Source organism: Gallibacterium melopsittaci, assembly GCF_042433085.1.
Lineage (GTDB): Bacteria > Pseudomonadota > Gammaproteobacteria > Enterobacterales > Pasteurellaceae > Gallibacterium > Gallibacterium melopsittaci.
Genome location: NZ_JBHLWA010000010.1, coordinates 96,069 through 110,331, shown reverse-complemented (window position 1 = coordinate 110,331; position 14,263 = coordinate 96,069). Strand labels below are relative to the sequence as shown.

Sequence of the window (14,263 nt, the reverse complement as noted above, 5' to 3'; positions counted from 1 at the left end):
CGTTATGTTAGAAAAACAAATAATAGAATCAATTAACTGGCAAAAAGTAGAGGGTTTATTGCCTGTAATTGTACAAAATGCGGATACTTGCGAAGTGTTGATGTTAGGCTATATGAATCAAGAGGCCTTAGAAAAAACGTTGGCGGAAAAACGTGTTACCTTTTTTTCTCGTACTAAACAGCGTTTATGGACGAAAGGTGAAACCTCAGGTAATTTTTTAAATGTGGTAGATTACACCTTAGATTGTGATCGAGATACATTGTTAGTTTTAGTCAATCCAGTCGGTGAAACTTGCCATGAAGGAACAGATAGTTGTTTCTCACCAATTTCTGAAACACCAAACTGGATTTTCTTAAGTAAGCTCGAAAAATTATTAAATGCACGTAAAAATGCAGATCCTGCAAGTTCTTATACTGCTTCTTTATATGCAAAAGGTACTAAGCGAATAGCACAAAAAGTTGGTGAAGAAGGGGTAGAAACTGCATTAGCTGCAACCGTAAAAGACCGCAATGAAACCATCTGTGAAGCAGCAGATCTTGCTTATCATTTGACGGTATTACTGCAAGATGCAAATTTAACTTGGGCAGATGTAATCGAAAAACTGAAAGAACGGCATAAATAATCAAACGATAAAAAGGCTTAATTTGTTGAATGAATTAAGCCTTTTTACTGTTTACCATTAGTTAAGCGTGATTTTTTAAATAGTCTAAAACCACTTGATGATGTTCACCTGTCTTAAACTTATCAAAGACTTTCTCAATGATGCCTTGCTCATTAATAAGGAAACTAATGCGATGGATACCATCAAAAGTTCTTCCCATAAATTTCTTTTCGCCCCACACACCAAATGCTTCTGCCACTTGATGATCTGGATCAGAAAGTAAGGTGAAATTAAGTTCTTTTTTCTGCTCAAATTGAGCCAATTTAGTTGGCTGATCAGGACTAATGCCTAGCACTTTAACATTTAATGCTTGCCATTCAGATTGACTATCACGAATCCCACAGGCTTGAGTTGTACAGCCAGGTGTTAACGCTTTAGGATAAAAATACACGAGTACTTTTTGTCCATAAAAATTATTTAATGCCACACTTTGATTATGTTGATCTAATAAACAAAATTCAGGTGCTTTGTCGCCTGCCACTAAGGTTTTCATCTTTTCTCCTTATTTAGTGATCATTTTTCATAAGAATTATAACGAAAAATAAAAAAATTGCTTGCAATGTAAGGTATTTTTGGCAATCTAGAAAACATTGTTTTTATTCGGACTGTATCAGCAAAATTGCGAAGTACAACAACAAAAATATCAGGAGTAATTATGTCATCACAACCTTTATTTTCAGGCAGTATTGTTGCCTTAGTCACCCCAATGGATAGTGCAGGTGAAGTCAATTATGGACAATTAAAAAAATTAGTGAATTACCATATTGAAGCAGGTACGAGTGCGATTGTTTCCGTGGGAACCAGTGGCGAAGCAGCGACATTAAGTATCGAAGAAAATATTAAAACAATTTTAAAAACCGTAGAGTTTGCCGATGGACGTATTCCCGTTATTGCTGGTGCGGGTGCAAATGCCACTAGCGAAGCAGTAACGATGACAAAATTATTAAACGGTAGTGGTATTGCTGGCTGTTTAACCGTTGTGCCTTATTACAATAAACCAACCCAACAAGGTATGTATCTACATTTCAAAACGATTGCTGAATGTACGGATTTACCGCAAATTCTTTATAATGTACCAAGCCGTACGGGAAGTGATTTGTTACCAGAAACTGTTGGTCGTTTAGCAGAAATTCCTAATATTGTTGGAATTAAAGAAGCAACAGGTGACGTAAGTCGTGTACAAAAAATCAAACAACTCGCAGGCGAAGATTTTATCGTGTTAAGTGGTGATGATGCGACTTTCTTAGATTCAATGAAAGCAGGTGGGGAAGGTGTTATTTCTGTTACCAACAATGTTGCAGCTGCCGATATGGCGAAAGTATGTAAATTAGCCCTTGAAGGCAACTTTGCAGAAGCAGAAAAAATTAACCAACGTTTAATGGCACTACATCATGATCTCTTTGTAGAATCTAATCCGATTCCAGTGAAATGGGCATGCTATAAATTAGGCTTAATTGATGAGCCAACCTTACGTTTACCACTCACAACATTAAGTGAGTCTGCGCAACCAAAAGTGATTCAAGCATTACAGATTGCAGGTTTACTATAAGTAAATTGATTCAGTAAAACAGGCGATTTCGCCTGTTTTTTATTTTTAAGGGAGAGAAGTATGAGTTATCAAGTGATTGCCTTTGATTTAGACGGAACATTGCTAAATAGCGAAGGGAAAATTTTACCAAGTAGTATTGCAGCGATTCAGCGAGCGAAAGCAAAAGGTAAAAAAGTGGTATTAGTTACAGGCAGACACCATACCGCAGTAAAACCTTATTATTATGAGTTAGGTCTAGATACACCAGTAGTGTGTTGTAATGGTACTTACCTATATCAAATGGAAACCGATCAAGTATTGGCAGCGAATCCATTAACGGCAGAAAAAGCGAAGAAGATCCTTGATCTAGCTTATCATTATGGATCCCATGTTTTGCTTTATTCTCGTGATGCAATGAATTTTCAAACCTTTAATCCACATATGGAAAAATTTAAAGCATGGGCAGACAGTTGTCCGAGTGAAGTTCGTCCTAATGTACAACAAGTGACTGATTTATATCATTTTATTACCAGTGGCGATACGATTTGGAAGTGTGTGATTAGTGCACCGAGTCGTGAAGTGATGTTGAAAGTCGTTGCTGAATTACCAGCAGATCAATTTAGTTGTGAGTGGTCTTGGGTTGATCGAGTGGATATTGCCAATGTTGGCAATAGTAAAGGTGGGCGTTTATTAGAACTTTTAGCCTCATGGAATATTGCTCCAGAACAAGCGATCGCATTTGGCGACAATCATAATGATACCAGTATGCTGACAGCTGTTGGCTTAGGAGTGGCGATGGGAAATGCGGAAGAGGAAGTAAAACGTCAAGCGAAATTAGTCACTTTAAACAATGATGAAGAGGGAATTGCACAAGTATTGGATAAATATTTGTAGAATGGGATCTATCCTTTGTTGATAGCAATTAAAAGAGGAACTGCAATATGAAAGTGATTGGGCTTTTAGGCGGAATGAGCTGGGAAAGCACCGTTTCCTACTATCAAATGATTAATGAACAAATCAAAAATCAACGTGGTGGCTTACATTCTGCAAAAATTGTTCTTTACAGTGTTGATTTTGCTGAAATTGAAACCTGTCAGGCAAGTGGGGATTGGGATAAAAGTGCAGAGATACTTAGTGAAGCAGCTCATAAATTAGAGCTAGCAGGTGCTGATTTTATTCTTATTTGTACGAATACTATGCATAAAGTTGCCCCACAAATTGCTAGTAGATTGACAGTTCCTCTGATTCATATTGCTGATGCAACCACAACAGTATTAAAACAACAACGGATACAACGAGTTGCCTTATTAGGTACTAAATATACGATGTTAGAAGATTTCTATAAGCAGAGAATTATTGAGCAAGGGATAGAAGTTATTATTCCAAATAACGAAGATATTGAGAAAATAAATCATATTATTTTTACTGAGCTTTGTTTAGGTAAAATTAATCCAAACTCTCGCCAAACATTCCAACGAATTATTGCAAATCTACAACAGCAAGGGGCGGAAGGCGTTATTCTCGGTTGTACGGAAATTGGTCTATTGATTAATCAGAAAGATGCGGTATTACCAATTTTTGATACAACAGAAATTCATGCAAAGCGAGCAGTTGAACTCGCTTTACAAGAATAGGGCTAAAGGTTGGTATATTGAGTAACTCGACCTTTACGAGCAAATCCAAAGAGAGTGAAATTATGTTGTTCTGCCATTTCAACAGCAAGTGCGGTGGGTGCTGAAATCGCAACGAGCATCTCAATCCCACAAGCTAAACATTTTTGTACCATCTCATAGCTTGCTCGACTGCTGACAAAAACAAAACCTTGTGGTCGTTGATGTGTTGCATACCAGCCTAATAACTTATCTAGTGCAACGTGGCGGCCTACATCTTCACGCAAAGCTAACAATTCAGCTGTTGGGGTAAAAAATGCAGCAGCGTGAGTAGCTCCTGTTTCTTGTGATAATTGTTGTTGCTGTTCTAATTGTATTAAACAGTGATCGATTAATGCAGGATCGAGTGTAAAAGTAGGAACTGTTTTAGGATATTGGCGTTGGATTTGTTGTAATTGTTCTACGCCACAAATGCCACAACCTGTCCTGCCAACAAGATTACGGCGATGTTCTTTTAATGCCACAAATTGGCGAGTAGATAATTCAATTTGTACTTCTATTCCATTACAACTTGGTTCAATATCAATACCATAAATCTGTTTTGGATCGTTGATAATACCTTCAGTTAGTGAAAAGCCAACTGCAAATTCCTCTAAATCTTGCGGTGTACACATCATCACACTATGTGAAATACCGTTGTAAACCAATGCAACTGGCGTTTCGATGGCTAAACTATCTAATTTCTCTAATTTCTCTTCGGCAGTAAGTTCAGATGAAAAATAATTGTTACTTTTTTGATATAAAACACATTTCTTTTTTATGAGTTGCATCAAATTTTCCTCAAAATACCTATAATAAGTAGGTGTTTATTTTGACTAGCAGGAATATGCTTGTGACGGTAATCCTGAGTGATCAGTCGAAGTGAAGATTGATTATAGTATAAATAAAGAGTAACCTACACCTCGAAAATGTAAGGATTACATTTTAGTTACATAAAAAACACAAATCTATTAACTCTCTACTTATTATCCAACAAGGAGTATCTATGCAGGTCACAAGAAGAAAATTCTTTAAGATCTGTGCAGGTGGAATGGCAGGTACATCTGCTACTATGCTCGGATTTGCGCCTGAAACGGCGTTAGCATCTCCTCGTGAGTATAAATTATTACACACGACAGAAACGAGAAATACCTGTACTTACTGTGCTGTTGGCTGTGGAATGTTACTCTATTCCATCAGCGATAAAGCTAAAAATGCTAAAGGTAAATTATTTCATATTGAAGGTGATCCTGATCACCCAGTAAGTCGAGGTGCGCTTTGCCCGAAAGGTGCAGGTGCATTGGATTATGTTAATAGTCCAAACCGTTTACAATATCCAGAATATCGCGCACCTGGTTCAAAAGAATGGCAGCGAATTTCTTGGCACGAAGCGATAACACGCATAGCACGGTTAATTAAAAACGATCGTGATGCTAATTTTGTTGAGACAAATGCTGAAGGAACACCAGTTAACCGTTGGTTAACAACAGGAATGTTAGCCGCATCGGCAGCCAGTAATGAAACAGGCATTTTGACCCAAAAATGGGCAAGAATGTTAGGAATGCTTTCAGTTGACAACCAAGCGAGTATCTGACACGGACCAACGGTAGCAAGTCTTGCTCCATCATTTGGTCGCGGTGCGATGACTAATCACTGGGTTGATATTAAAAATTCTGATCTTGTTATTGTTATGGGCGGTAATGCCGCAGAGGCTCACCCTGTTGGTTTCCGCTGGGCGATTGAAGCGAAGAAAAATAATGGTGCGAAAATTATAGTGGTAGATCCACGTTTCCATCGTACCGCTGCCGTCGCTGACATTTATATGCCGATTCGTTCAGGTACAGATATTGCGTTCCTTTCAGGCGTAATTAATTACCTATTAACGAACGATAAGATTCAACACGAATATGTAAAACATTACACAAATGCAAGTTTCTTAGTAAATGAAGGCTTCAATTTTGAAGAGGGTTTATTTACGGGGTATGATCCTGAAAAACGTCAATATGATAAATCAACTTGGTCTTATCAATTAGATGAAGAAGGATTTGCAAAACGTGATCTTACTATGCAAGATCCACGTTGTGTGATTAATCTATTGAAAAAACATGTTTCTCGTTACACACCAGAAATGGTTGAGCGTATTTGCGGAACAAAACAAAAAGATTTCTTAACATTCTGTGAAGAAATTGCAAAAACATCAGATCCTGCAAAAGCAGCGACATTCTTGTACGCATTAGGTTGGACACAGCATACTGTGGGCTCACAAAATATCCGTACAATGGCAATAATCCAATTATTATTAGGGAATATTGGTGTTGCTGGTGGGGGAGTCAATGCGTTACGTGGACATTCTAATGTACAAGGTATTACTGACCTCGGTTTATTCCCACATATGCTACCAGGTTATATGGGATTACCAACGGATAAAGATGTTTCTTTAGAGGCTTATCTCAATCGCATCACACCAAAACAAACGCAAAAAGGACAGGTAAACTATTGGGGAAATACACCAAAATTCTTTATTAGTATGCTAAAAACATTTTTTGGTGATAATGCCACAGCAGAAAATCAATTTGGCTACCATTTCCTACCGAAGATGGATCAAAAATACGATCACTTCCGTTTCATCGATATGATGTATTCTGGCAAAGTGAATGGTTATCTCTGTCAAGGCTTTAACCCAGTTGCATCATATCCAGATAAAAACAAAGTCATTAGTGCATTAAGTAAGTTAAAATTCTTAGTTATTATGGATCCATTAGCTACGGATACTTCAAACTTCTGGCAAAATTATGGTGAATATAATGATGTGAAAACAGAAGATATTCAAACAGAGGTATTCCGTTTGCCGACGACCTGTTTTGTGGAAGAAGATGGTTCAATCGCTAACTCAGGGCGCTGGTTACAATGGCACTGGAAAGGCGCAGATGCGCCAGCAGAAGCCAAGCCAGATATTGCTATTCTTTCTGAAATTCGTGAGGAATTATTAGAACTTTATGAAAAAGAAGGGGGGCGTGGAATTGAACAACTTAAAGCAATGAGTTGGAATTATCTCAATCCAGCAGAGCCAACAGCAGAAGAATTAGCGAAAGAAAATAATGGTTATGCCTTAGAAGATCTGAAAGATGCAAATGGCACGGTGTTAGTGAAGAAAGGTGAATTATTACCGAGTTTTGCTTTCCTTCGTGATGATGGCACAACTTCATCTGCTAACTGGATTTATGCAGGTCAGTGGACTGAAAAAGGTAATATGATGGCTCGCCGTGATAGCTCAGATCCATCAGGGTTAGGTAATACGTTAAACTGGGCATACGCATGGCCACTTAACCGTCGTATTATCTATAACCGCGCTTCTGCTGATGTTCAAGGTAACCCTTGGAATAAGAAACGTCAGTTAGTGAAATGGAATGGTAAAAACTGGAACTACATTGATGTGGCGGACTTTGGTACTGCACCACCAGGAAGTGATGTTTCACCATTTATTATGCAGCCTGAAGGGGTTTCTCGTCTCTTTGCGATTGATAAAATGGCAGAAGGTCCGTTCCCAGAACATTATGAGCCGATTGAATCACCAATTGGTACAAATCCATTACACCCGAACGTGATTTCTAACCCTGTGGCACGTATTTTGCCAGCGGATAAAGCACTGTTTGGATCACATGAACAATTCCCATATGTGGGAACGACTTATCGTTTAACCGAACATTTCCATTATTGGACTAAACATTCAATGTTGAATGTCATTGCACAACCAGAACAATTTGTCGAACTGAGCGAACAACTTGCTGCTGAAAAAGGCATTAAGCATGGCGATAAAGTAAAAGTAAGTTCTGTGCGTGGTTATGTGAAAGCGGTAGCTGTTGTGACCAAACGTATTCGTCCGTTAGAAGTTGATGGTAAGGTTGTTCATACTATCGGTATTCCAATCCACTGGGGATTTGCTGGCGTAGGTAAGAAAGGTTTCTTTGCCAATAACTTAACGCCTCGTGTTGGTGATGCAAATACACAAACACCAGAATTTAAAGCATTCCTTGTGAATATTGAGAAAGTTGCGGAGGTGTAAATGGCAGTTCAAACTCAAGATATTATCAGAGCCTCAGCAACATCGGGGCTTACACCACCACCACAAGTGCGTGATCACAAAGTTGAAGTGGCGAAATTGATTGATGTAACAACCTGTATTGGTTGTAAAGCGTGTCAAGTAGCCTGTTCTGAATGGAATGATTTACGTGCTGAACCAGGCAGTTGTGTTGGGGTTTATGACAACCCAGTTGATCTTGAACCAAAAGCATGGACAGTGATGAAATTCAACGAAGTTGAAGAAAACGATCGTCTAGAATGGTTAATTCGTAAAGATGGTTGTATGCACTGTGCTGATCCAGGTTGTTTGAAAGCGTGTCCTTCACCAGGTGCAATCATCCAATATGCAAATGGAATTGTTGATTATCAATCTGATAAGTGTATTGGTTGTGGTTACTGTATTGCAGGTTGTCCGTTTAATGTACCGCGTATCAACCCAGAAGATAACCGTGCCTATAAATGTACACTCTGTTCTGACCGTGTAAATGTAGGACAAGAGCCAGCTTGTGCGAAAACTTGTCCAACAGGTGCAATTCATTTCGGTAGCAAAGAAGAAATGTTGCATTATGCGGAAAAACGTGTGGCAGATTTGAAGAGCCGTGGTTATGAAAATGCAGGTATTTACGATCCACAAGGTGTGGGCGGTACGCATGTAATGTATGTGTTGCATCATGCTGATCGTCCAGAGCTTTACTCAGGATTGCCAAAAGATCCACATATTAGTGATGTTGTTTCACTCTGGAAAGGGGTGCTTAAACCACTTGCTGGCGTGGCAATGGGTGCATTAGCAGTAGGTGCAGCAGCACACTATATTGCAATGGGACCAAACACTGAGGATCTTGAGGAAGAAGAGCTTATTGATCCACATGCTCATGATAACGAAAAAGGAGGAAAATAATATGGTCGATTTAAACAAAAAAGTATTGCGCCATAGCGTGAAAGAACGTTTAAGTCATTGGCTTGTTGTTTTCTGCTTTTTCACCACAGGACTATCTGGATTATCATTCTTTTTCCAAGATTTTGCGTGGATTGCTGAAATTTTAGGTACACCACAACTTGCTCGTGTTGTTCACCCATTCACTGGTTTGATAATGATTGCTGCCTTTATGGTGCTATTTAAAACCTATTGGCGTGATAATCTTATCGAAAAAGGGGACTGGCGTTGGTTACTTAACGTAGTGGAAGTATTAAAAGGTAATGAGCATCATGTTTCTGATGTTGGTCATTATAATATGGGACAAAAATTATTGTTCTGGACCTTAATTGGTGCATTATTACTTTTATTAGTTACTGGTGTCATTATGTGGCGTCCATATTTTGCACCATCATTCTCTATTCCTGTTATTCGAATTGCGATTTTACTGCACGCTTGCAGTGCGATTGCACTAATACTCGGTATTATGGTGCATATCTATATGGCAATTTGGGTGAAAGGCTCAATTACGGGAATGTTAACTGGTAAAGTTACAGCACGTTGGGTGAAAAAACACCATCCACGTTGGTATCGTGAAGAAATTGAACCGATTTTAAAACGAGAAGAACAACAAGGAAAATAAATTAATGAGTATTCGTATCTTACCAGAGAGCGAAATTCAACAAGCAGCGGAGGGGCTAACTAGCCCCCCGTTACTTTTCGCTAATCCAAAAAATCTTTATCAACGTCGTGCTAAACGTTTACGCCAATTAGCAGAGAAGAGTCCGTTTAAAGATTATCTTGATTTCACAGCAAAATTAGTGGATGTGCAATTAAGATTATTGCAGGAACAACCTATTCCACAAGATGAACGTTTGAATAAAGCGGTGTTGACGGAAGAAGTTTTGGCAGGACAACCATTACATTATCAACATTGGCAACGTTCACCAATCTGGCAAACCTTACTAACTAATTTATTAGAAGAGTGTAAAAGTTTTGCTGATGGTGTGATCGCCGATACGATAGAGTCTCTAGAAAAGACATCTGTACAAGAGCGAGAAGATTTAGCGGATCATTTGTTAAAAAATGAGTTTGAGTTAGTGAATAGTGCACAAGCAGTATTTATTTGGGCGGCGTTAAATCTTTATTGGGTACAATTAGTACAACAAATTCCACATCACGCTAATGCAGAACTCGGTGAACATCGTCATTTCTGCCCTGTATGTGGTTCTGCACCAATAACCAGTGTTGTCCATTTTGGTAGTACGCAAGGTTTGCGTTATGTTCATTGTGCATTATGCGAAAGTGAATGGAATGTAGTACGAAGTAAGTGTACTAACTGTGAAGAAACTGCACATATTGATTATTGGTCATTAGATAGCGAGTATGCACCAGTCAAAGCAGAGAGTTGCGATGATTGTAGTAGTTATCTCAAAGTACTTTATCAGGAGAAAGATCCTGATGTTGAGCCAGCAGCAGATGATTTAGCTACTTTGCTATTAGATAATGAAATGGAAGAGAAAGGTTTTTCTCGAAGTGGTATTAATCCGTTGCTTTTTCCAGAAGGTTAATGGGTAATCAACAAATTAAAAAAACGGACATCGCTGTCCGTTTTTTTATATTAATAAATTTAATTTATTACTTCTTATTCCGCAACATCTACGCCATAGAAAGCATTATAGCCAAATGGGCTTTGTGCATAGTTACGCACACGAGGACTTAATGGCGTATAACTTACGGAATGAGCTACTGGAATCCATGGTACTGCTTTATGGAAAATTTCTTGTGCTTTTTCATAAAGTGGGGTACGCACTTTCTTATCTGAAGTAACAATCGCTTTGGCGAGTAAAGCATCAAATTCTTTATTACACCAGCGAGAATAGTTACTACCGTTGTTCGCATTTTCACAACTTAATAATGGTGATAAGAAGTTATCTGGATCCCCGTTATCGCCTGACCAGCCATAAATTCCAGCAGTAAATTCACCTGCACGGGTACGTTTAATATAGTCACCCCATTCATAACTGACGAGTTTTGCTTTCACGCCAATTTTCGCCCAGTCATTTTGTAAAATTTCTGCGGTACGGCGAGGATTTGGATTAGATGCACGCACAACAGGTTGAACCCAAAGTTCAGTTTCAAATCCATTTGGATACCCTGCTTCTGCTAACAATTTTTTCGCTTTTTCAAGATCAAATGGGTAATCTTGAATACTATCGTTATAGCTCCAAATGGTTGGTGGTAATGGATTTTTCGCTGCTAATCCCGCACCTTGATAAACCGATTCAATAATAGCTGCTTTATCTGCTGCATAGTTTAATGCTTGACGAACTTTCTCATTATCAAATGGTGCTTTTGAGGTATTAAATGCAATATAAGCGACATTCAAGCCTGGTTGCGATACTAATTGTACTTTCGGATCTTTTTTCATTCGCTCTAAATCTGCTGCATTCGGGAAATCGATCATATCACATTGTCCCTTCTGCAATTTCGCATAACGTGCTGTCGCATCTGGTGTAATACTGAAAATTAAAGTATCAATTGGGGTTTTACCTTGCCAGTAATCAGGATTCGCTTTATAACGTAATGCTTGATCCAATTTTGCACCAGCAAAAATAAATGGACCTGTACCAATTGGGTCAGTATCCACTTTTTCTGGTGTGCCTTTCTGCATCATTTGATCAGCATATTCTGCTGAATAAATAGAAAGGAAGTCCATACCAAGTGTTGGTAGGAATGTGGCATCTGGGCGATTTAACACAATTTCTACTGTATTATCATCAATCTTTTTCACTGATTTTAATAATTGCGGGAATTTCATCGCATTGAAGTATGGATAAGTTCCTTTAGACACATTGTGATATGGATGATTATTATCTAATTGACGCATAAATGAGAAAATCACATCATCTGCATTGAAATCGCGTGTTGGTTTAAAGATTTTACTTGAATGGAATTTCACCCCTTTTCTGAGATGTAAAGTATAAGTCAATCCATCTGGTGAAATATCCCAACTTTCTGCTAAGCCTGGCTCAATTTCAGTTGAACCACGTTTAAAATTAATTAAACGATCATAAACTTGTTGAGAACTTGCATTGTATGAAATGCCATCCATCACAAGTGCTGGACTAATTCCTTGTGGATAACGGCTAGTACAGTTAATAAACGTTTTTTCTGCATACGCAAAACTTGCCGTACTTAACAATGCAGTTGCTGCTGCACTTAATGCAAAGACGTGTTTAAATTTCATTTGGTTACTCCCCATAGTCATCAATTATGCACTTCTTAATGAAGATACACTTATTATTGCGGTATAGATTAGCCAGTTAATTTTTAAAATGAAATAACGAAAAGTCGTTCATTATAACTAAAAGGCATAACTATTCTGTTGTATCACGTTTATGTCGCATAACATCACCGACATCAGCACGAAAACATAAAAATGTCAGCATCGATAACACCCCAAAAACCGACAGCGTAAAGAAAGTATTACTGAAACTTTGCAATAATTCATTTTGTGCCGAGTGATGATGATATAAATTCAACACCACAGAAGCAACAGCAATTCCTAAACTTATACCAATTTGTTGCACAATACTGAGCAATGTTGTCCCCGCACTCACTTGATCCTCTTTTAATTCACTCACCATTAGCGTGTTGACACTAGAGAAAATCATAGAAATGCACGCACCATAAAACATAATAATCAAAATACTGAATAACAGATTTTGGCTATAACCAATCAAACCGAGTCCATTTACAGCAACGGTTAATAAGATACTTGCCACAACCAATGTTCGTTTATAGCCAAATTTTTCTAAAATTTTCGTGATGATTGGCTTCATAATGATAGAACTAATCGCTAACGGTACCATTAACATTCCCGCCTGATCCGCTGAATAGCCTAAGCCAATTTGTAACATTAAGGGTAATAAAAACGGGATACCAGAAGCGGAAAGACGGATTAAAACATTCCCGATCATACTCAAAGTAAAAGTACGATTAAGAAAAACAGATAATGGAAACAGGACATGACGTTTTCCTTTGGCATAAAATACATAACCTGCCATCAGTAATAATCCAATAACAATAAATGTTGTTGTAATATACCCATCTTGATTTGCTTCACCGATAAAATCTAAACCTAAGGTTGCTAACACAATACCACCTGAAAATAGGATAAAGCCTACCCGATCAAAACTCATTTTTGAACCTTTCAAATTAGGCATATAAAAACGAGCAAAGAAGATACAGAGTAATCCAACGGGAATATTAATTAAAAAGATCCAATGCCAAGAGGCATAAGTGACCAGCCAACCACCCAATAATGGCCCTAAAATCGGTCCAGTCAGTCCAGCCATTGCCATTAAATTCCACGCTGATAACAATTCTGTTTTTGGCACAGCTTTAATCAAAGTTAACCGTGCTACTGGCATCATCATCGCCCCACCAATGCCTTGAACAATGCGTGACAAAATGAGGATATCCAATGATCCTGATATTGCACAAAATACCGATCCTAAAACAAATAGCAGCACCGAATAACGGAAGACGGTTAATGTACCGTAACGATCGGCTAACCAACCGCTCAACGGCATAAAAAGGGCAACAGTTAACGCATAACTGATGACTGTTAACTGCATATTTAAAGGAGATACATGGAGATCGTGGGCGATCATAGGTAATGCGGTATTTAAAATGGTGACATCGAGTGTTTGCATAAAAAAAGCAAACGAAGCAATCCACGCTAAACCGCGGTGTTCTTTACTTAATTCTGCCATATTGTATTTATTCCTATAAATGGCGGTAAAAATTACCAATAAAATCAGCGATTTGCTTCGGCTGGTTAATATCTAAAATAGGTAATGTTGTTGCTAACGGATAATCTAATGCTAACGCAATGATATGCTCATCAAATTCGGGTAACGGTTTAGTTAATGCTTGACGATGCAACATAATTTTAGCAATAGGTTCTTGTTTAAAGCCCTCTACCAAAATGAGATCAACTAATTCAGGATCAAATTGCTCTGCTAGATAATTAAGGGTGACAGGCTGTGTTGTTTCTGTCATTAATGCCCAACGTTGATCACAGGTCATAATAACTTGCTGTGCACCAGCTTCTTTCATCCGCCAACTATCTTTACCAGGTTTATCGAGTTGTACATTATGGTGAGTATGTTTAATAACAGCGGTATGAATACCTTGTTGAGCGAGTAGTGGTAATAATTTTTCTAATAATGTTGTTTTGCCTGTACCGCTATAACCAGTAATACCAAGCATTGGAATCATATGCTCTCCTTTTGTTAAAAAAGCACCCCTCTTGCTTGGAGAGGGGCTAAAGTGATTTTTGGTTATTGTTATTTATTCATTAGAGAAGATCAAATATAAAAATTAATTATTAATGCTGATTAGTCCCCCTCTTTCATAAAGAA

General features: G+C 38.1%; 13 protein-coding genes. 8 read left to right on the top strand and 5 right to left on the bottom strand.

The genetic code is table 11. The features are described 5' to 3' along the window. Window positions 1-4 precede the first annotated feature (4 nt). On the top strand, window positions 5-622 hold the full coding sequence (gene hisIE, locus ACFFHT_RS02550) for a bifunctional phosphoribosyl-AMP cyclohydrolase/phosphoribosyl-ATP diphosphatase HisIE (RefSeq protein WP_382373178.1): 618 nt from the start codon (window positions 5-7) through the stop codon (window positions 620-622). Window positions 623-683: 61 nt separating this feature from the next. On the opposite strand, the gene bcp is transcribed toward hisIE, so the two are convergent. Beyond that, complete coding sequence (gene bcp, locus ACFFHT_RS02545; RefSeq protein ID WP_382373176.1) at window positions 684-1,154, bottom strand: thioredoxin-dependent thiol peroxidase; 471 nt, start codon at window positions 1,152-1,154, stop codon at window positions 684-686. Window positions 1,155-1,316: 162 nt separating this feature from the next. Between bcp and dapA the strand changes: the two genes are divergently transcribed. From dapA to ACFFHT_RS02530, 3 genes are read left to right on the top strand one after another with little or no spacing between them, the layout of a single operon-like run. After that, the gene (gene dapA / locus ACFFHT_RS02540; protein ID WP_382373174.1) at window positions 1,317-2,210 is read left to right on the top strand and encodes a 4-hydroxy-tetrahydrodipicolinate synthase; all 894 of its coding nucleotides are present in this window, start codon (window positions 1,317-1,319) and stop codon (window positions 2,208-2,210) included. A 60-nt stretch (window positions 2,211-2,270) separates the two neighbouring features. After that, entirely contained in the window at window positions 2,271-3,083 is an 813-nt protein-coding gene (locus ACFFHT_RS02535; RefSeq protein WP_382373172.1) for a pyridoxal phosphatase, read from the top strand. Between the two features lie 47 nt (window positions 3,084-3,130). Beyond that, window positions 3,131-3,823, top strand: a complete 693-nt coding sequence (locus ACFFHT_RS02530) for an aspartate/glutamate racemase family protein (protein ID WP_382373170.1) — start codon at window positions 3,131-3,133, stop codon at window positions 3,821-3,823. A 2-nt stretch (window positions 3,824-3,825) separates the two neighbouring features. Here the strand turns inward: ACFFHT_RS02530 and fdhD are convergent, their stop codons facing one another. Further along, complete coding sequence (gene fdhD / locus ACFFHT_RS02525; RefSeq protein ID WP_382373168.1) at window positions 3,826-4,629, bottom strand: formate dehydrogenase accessory sulfurtransferase FdhD; 804 nt, start codon at window positions 4,627-4,629, stop codon at window positions 3,826-3,828. A 215-nt stretch (window positions 4,630-4,844) separates the two neighbouring features. Here fdhD and fdnG point away from each other — a divergent pair, with 215 nt between their 5' ends. The 4 genes from fdnG to fdhE are packed head-to-tail and all read left to right on the top strand — an operon-like array spanning window position 4,845 to window position 10,402. Further along, the gene (gene fdnG, locus ACFFHT_RS02520; protein ID WP_382373166.1) at window positions 4,845-7,901 is read left to right on the top strand and encodes a formate dehydrogenase-N subunit alpha; all 3,057 of its coding nucleotides are present in this window, start codon (window positions 4,845-4,847) and stop codon (window positions 7,899-7,901) included. Further along, window positions 7,902-8,816 (top strand): formate dehydrogenase subunit beta, encoded by a 915-nt coding sequence (gene fdxH / locus ACFFHT_RS02515; protein ID WP_382373164.1) that lies wholly within the window; start codon window positions 7,902-7,904, stop codon window positions 8,814-8,816. A 1-nt stretch (window position 8,817) separates the two neighbouring features. Continuing rightward, window positions 8,818-9,474, top strand: coding sequence for a formate dehydrogenase subunit gamma (locus ACFFHT_RS02510; RefSeq protein WP_382373162.1), 657 nt, complete (start codon window positions 8,818-8,820; stop codon window positions 9,472-9,474). Window positions 9,475-9,478: 4 nt separating this feature from the next. Further along, on the top strand, window positions 9,479-10,402 hold the full coding sequence (fdhE, locus tag ACFFHT_RS02505) for a formate dehydrogenase accessory protein FdhE (RefSeq protein WP_382373160.1): 924 nt from the start codon (window positions 9,479-9,481) through the stop codon (window positions 10,400-10,402). A gap of 74 nt (window positions 10,403-10,476) precedes the next feature. Here fdhE and ACFFHT_RS02500 read toward each other — a convergent pair whose 3' ends face one another. From ACFFHT_RS02500 to mobB, 3 genes are all read right to left on the bottom strand, one after another. Further along, window positions 10,477-12,081, bottom strand: a complete 1,605-nt coding sequence (locus ACFFHT_RS02500; RefSeq protein ID WP_382373158.1) for an ABC transporter substrate-binding protein — start codon at window positions 12,079-12,081, stop codon at window positions 10,477-10,479. A gap of 130 nt (window positions 12,082-12,211) precedes the next feature. Next, on the bottom strand, window positions 12,212-13,612 hold the full coding sequence (locus ACFFHT_RS02495) for a DHA2 family efflux MFS transporter permease subunit (RefSeq protein ID WP_382373156.1): 1,401 nt from the start codon (window positions 13,610-13,612) through the stop codon (window positions 12,212-12,214). A 13-nt stretch (window positions 13,613-13,625) separates the two neighbouring features. Beyond that, on the bottom strand, window positions 13,626-14,120 hold the full coding sequence (gene mobB / locus ACFFHT_RS02490) for a molybdopterin-guanine dinucleotide biosynthesis protein MobB (RefSeq protein WP_382373155.1): 495 nt from the start codon (window positions 14,118-14,120) through the stop codon (window positions 13,626-13,628). Window positions 14,121-14,263: the final 143 nt, after the last annotated feature.

Bases quoted from the DNA above. Each gene is read 5' to 3' on its own strand.
- hisIE (WP_382373178.1), top strand. From the start codon at position 5: ATGTTAGAAAAACAAATAATAGAATCAATTAACTGGCAAAAAGTAGAG.
- bcp (WP_382373176.1), bottom strand. From the start codon at position 1,154: ATGAAAACCTTAGTGGCAGGCGACAAAGCACCTGAATTTTGTTTATTA.
- dapA (WP_382373174.1), top strand. From the start codon at position 1,317: ATGTCATCACAACCTTTATTTTCAGGCAGTATTGTTGCCTTAGTCACC.
- ACFFHT_RS02535 (WP_382373172.1), top strand. From the start codon at position 2,271: ATGAGTTATCAAGTGATTGCCTTTGATTTAGACGGAACATTGCTAAAT.
- ACFFHT_RS02530 (WP_382373170.1), top strand. From the start codon at position 3,131: ATGAAAGTGATTGGGCTTTTAGGCGGAATGAGCTGGGAAAGCACCGTT.
- fdhD (WP_382373168.1), bottom strand. From the start codon at position 4,629: ATGCAACTCATAAAAAAGAAATGTGTTTTATATCAAAAAAGTAACAAT.
- fdxH (WP_382373164.1), top strand. From the start codon at position 7,902: ATGGCAGTTCAAACTCAAGATATTATCAGAGCCTCAGCAACATCGGGG.
- ACFFHT_RS02510 (WP_382373162.1), top strand. From the start codon at position 8,818: ATGGTCGATTTAAACAAAAAAGTATTGCGCCATAGCGTGAAAGAACGT.
- fdhE (WP_382373160.1), top strand. From the start codon at position 9,479: ATGAGTATTCGTATCTTACCAGAGAGCGAAATTCAACAAGCAGCGGAG.
- ACFFHT_RS02500 (WP_382373158.1), bottom strand. From the start codon at position 12,081: ATGAAATTTAAACACGTCTTTGCATTAAGTGCAGCAGCAACTGCATTG.
- ACFFHT_RS02495 (WP_382373156.1), bottom strand. From the start codon at position 13,612: ATGGCAGAATTAAGTAAAGAACACCGCGGTTTAGCGTGGATTGCTTCG.
- mobB (WP_382373155.1), bottom strand. From the start codon at position 14,120: ATGATTCCAATGCTTGGTATTACTGGTTATAGCGGTACAGGCAAAACA.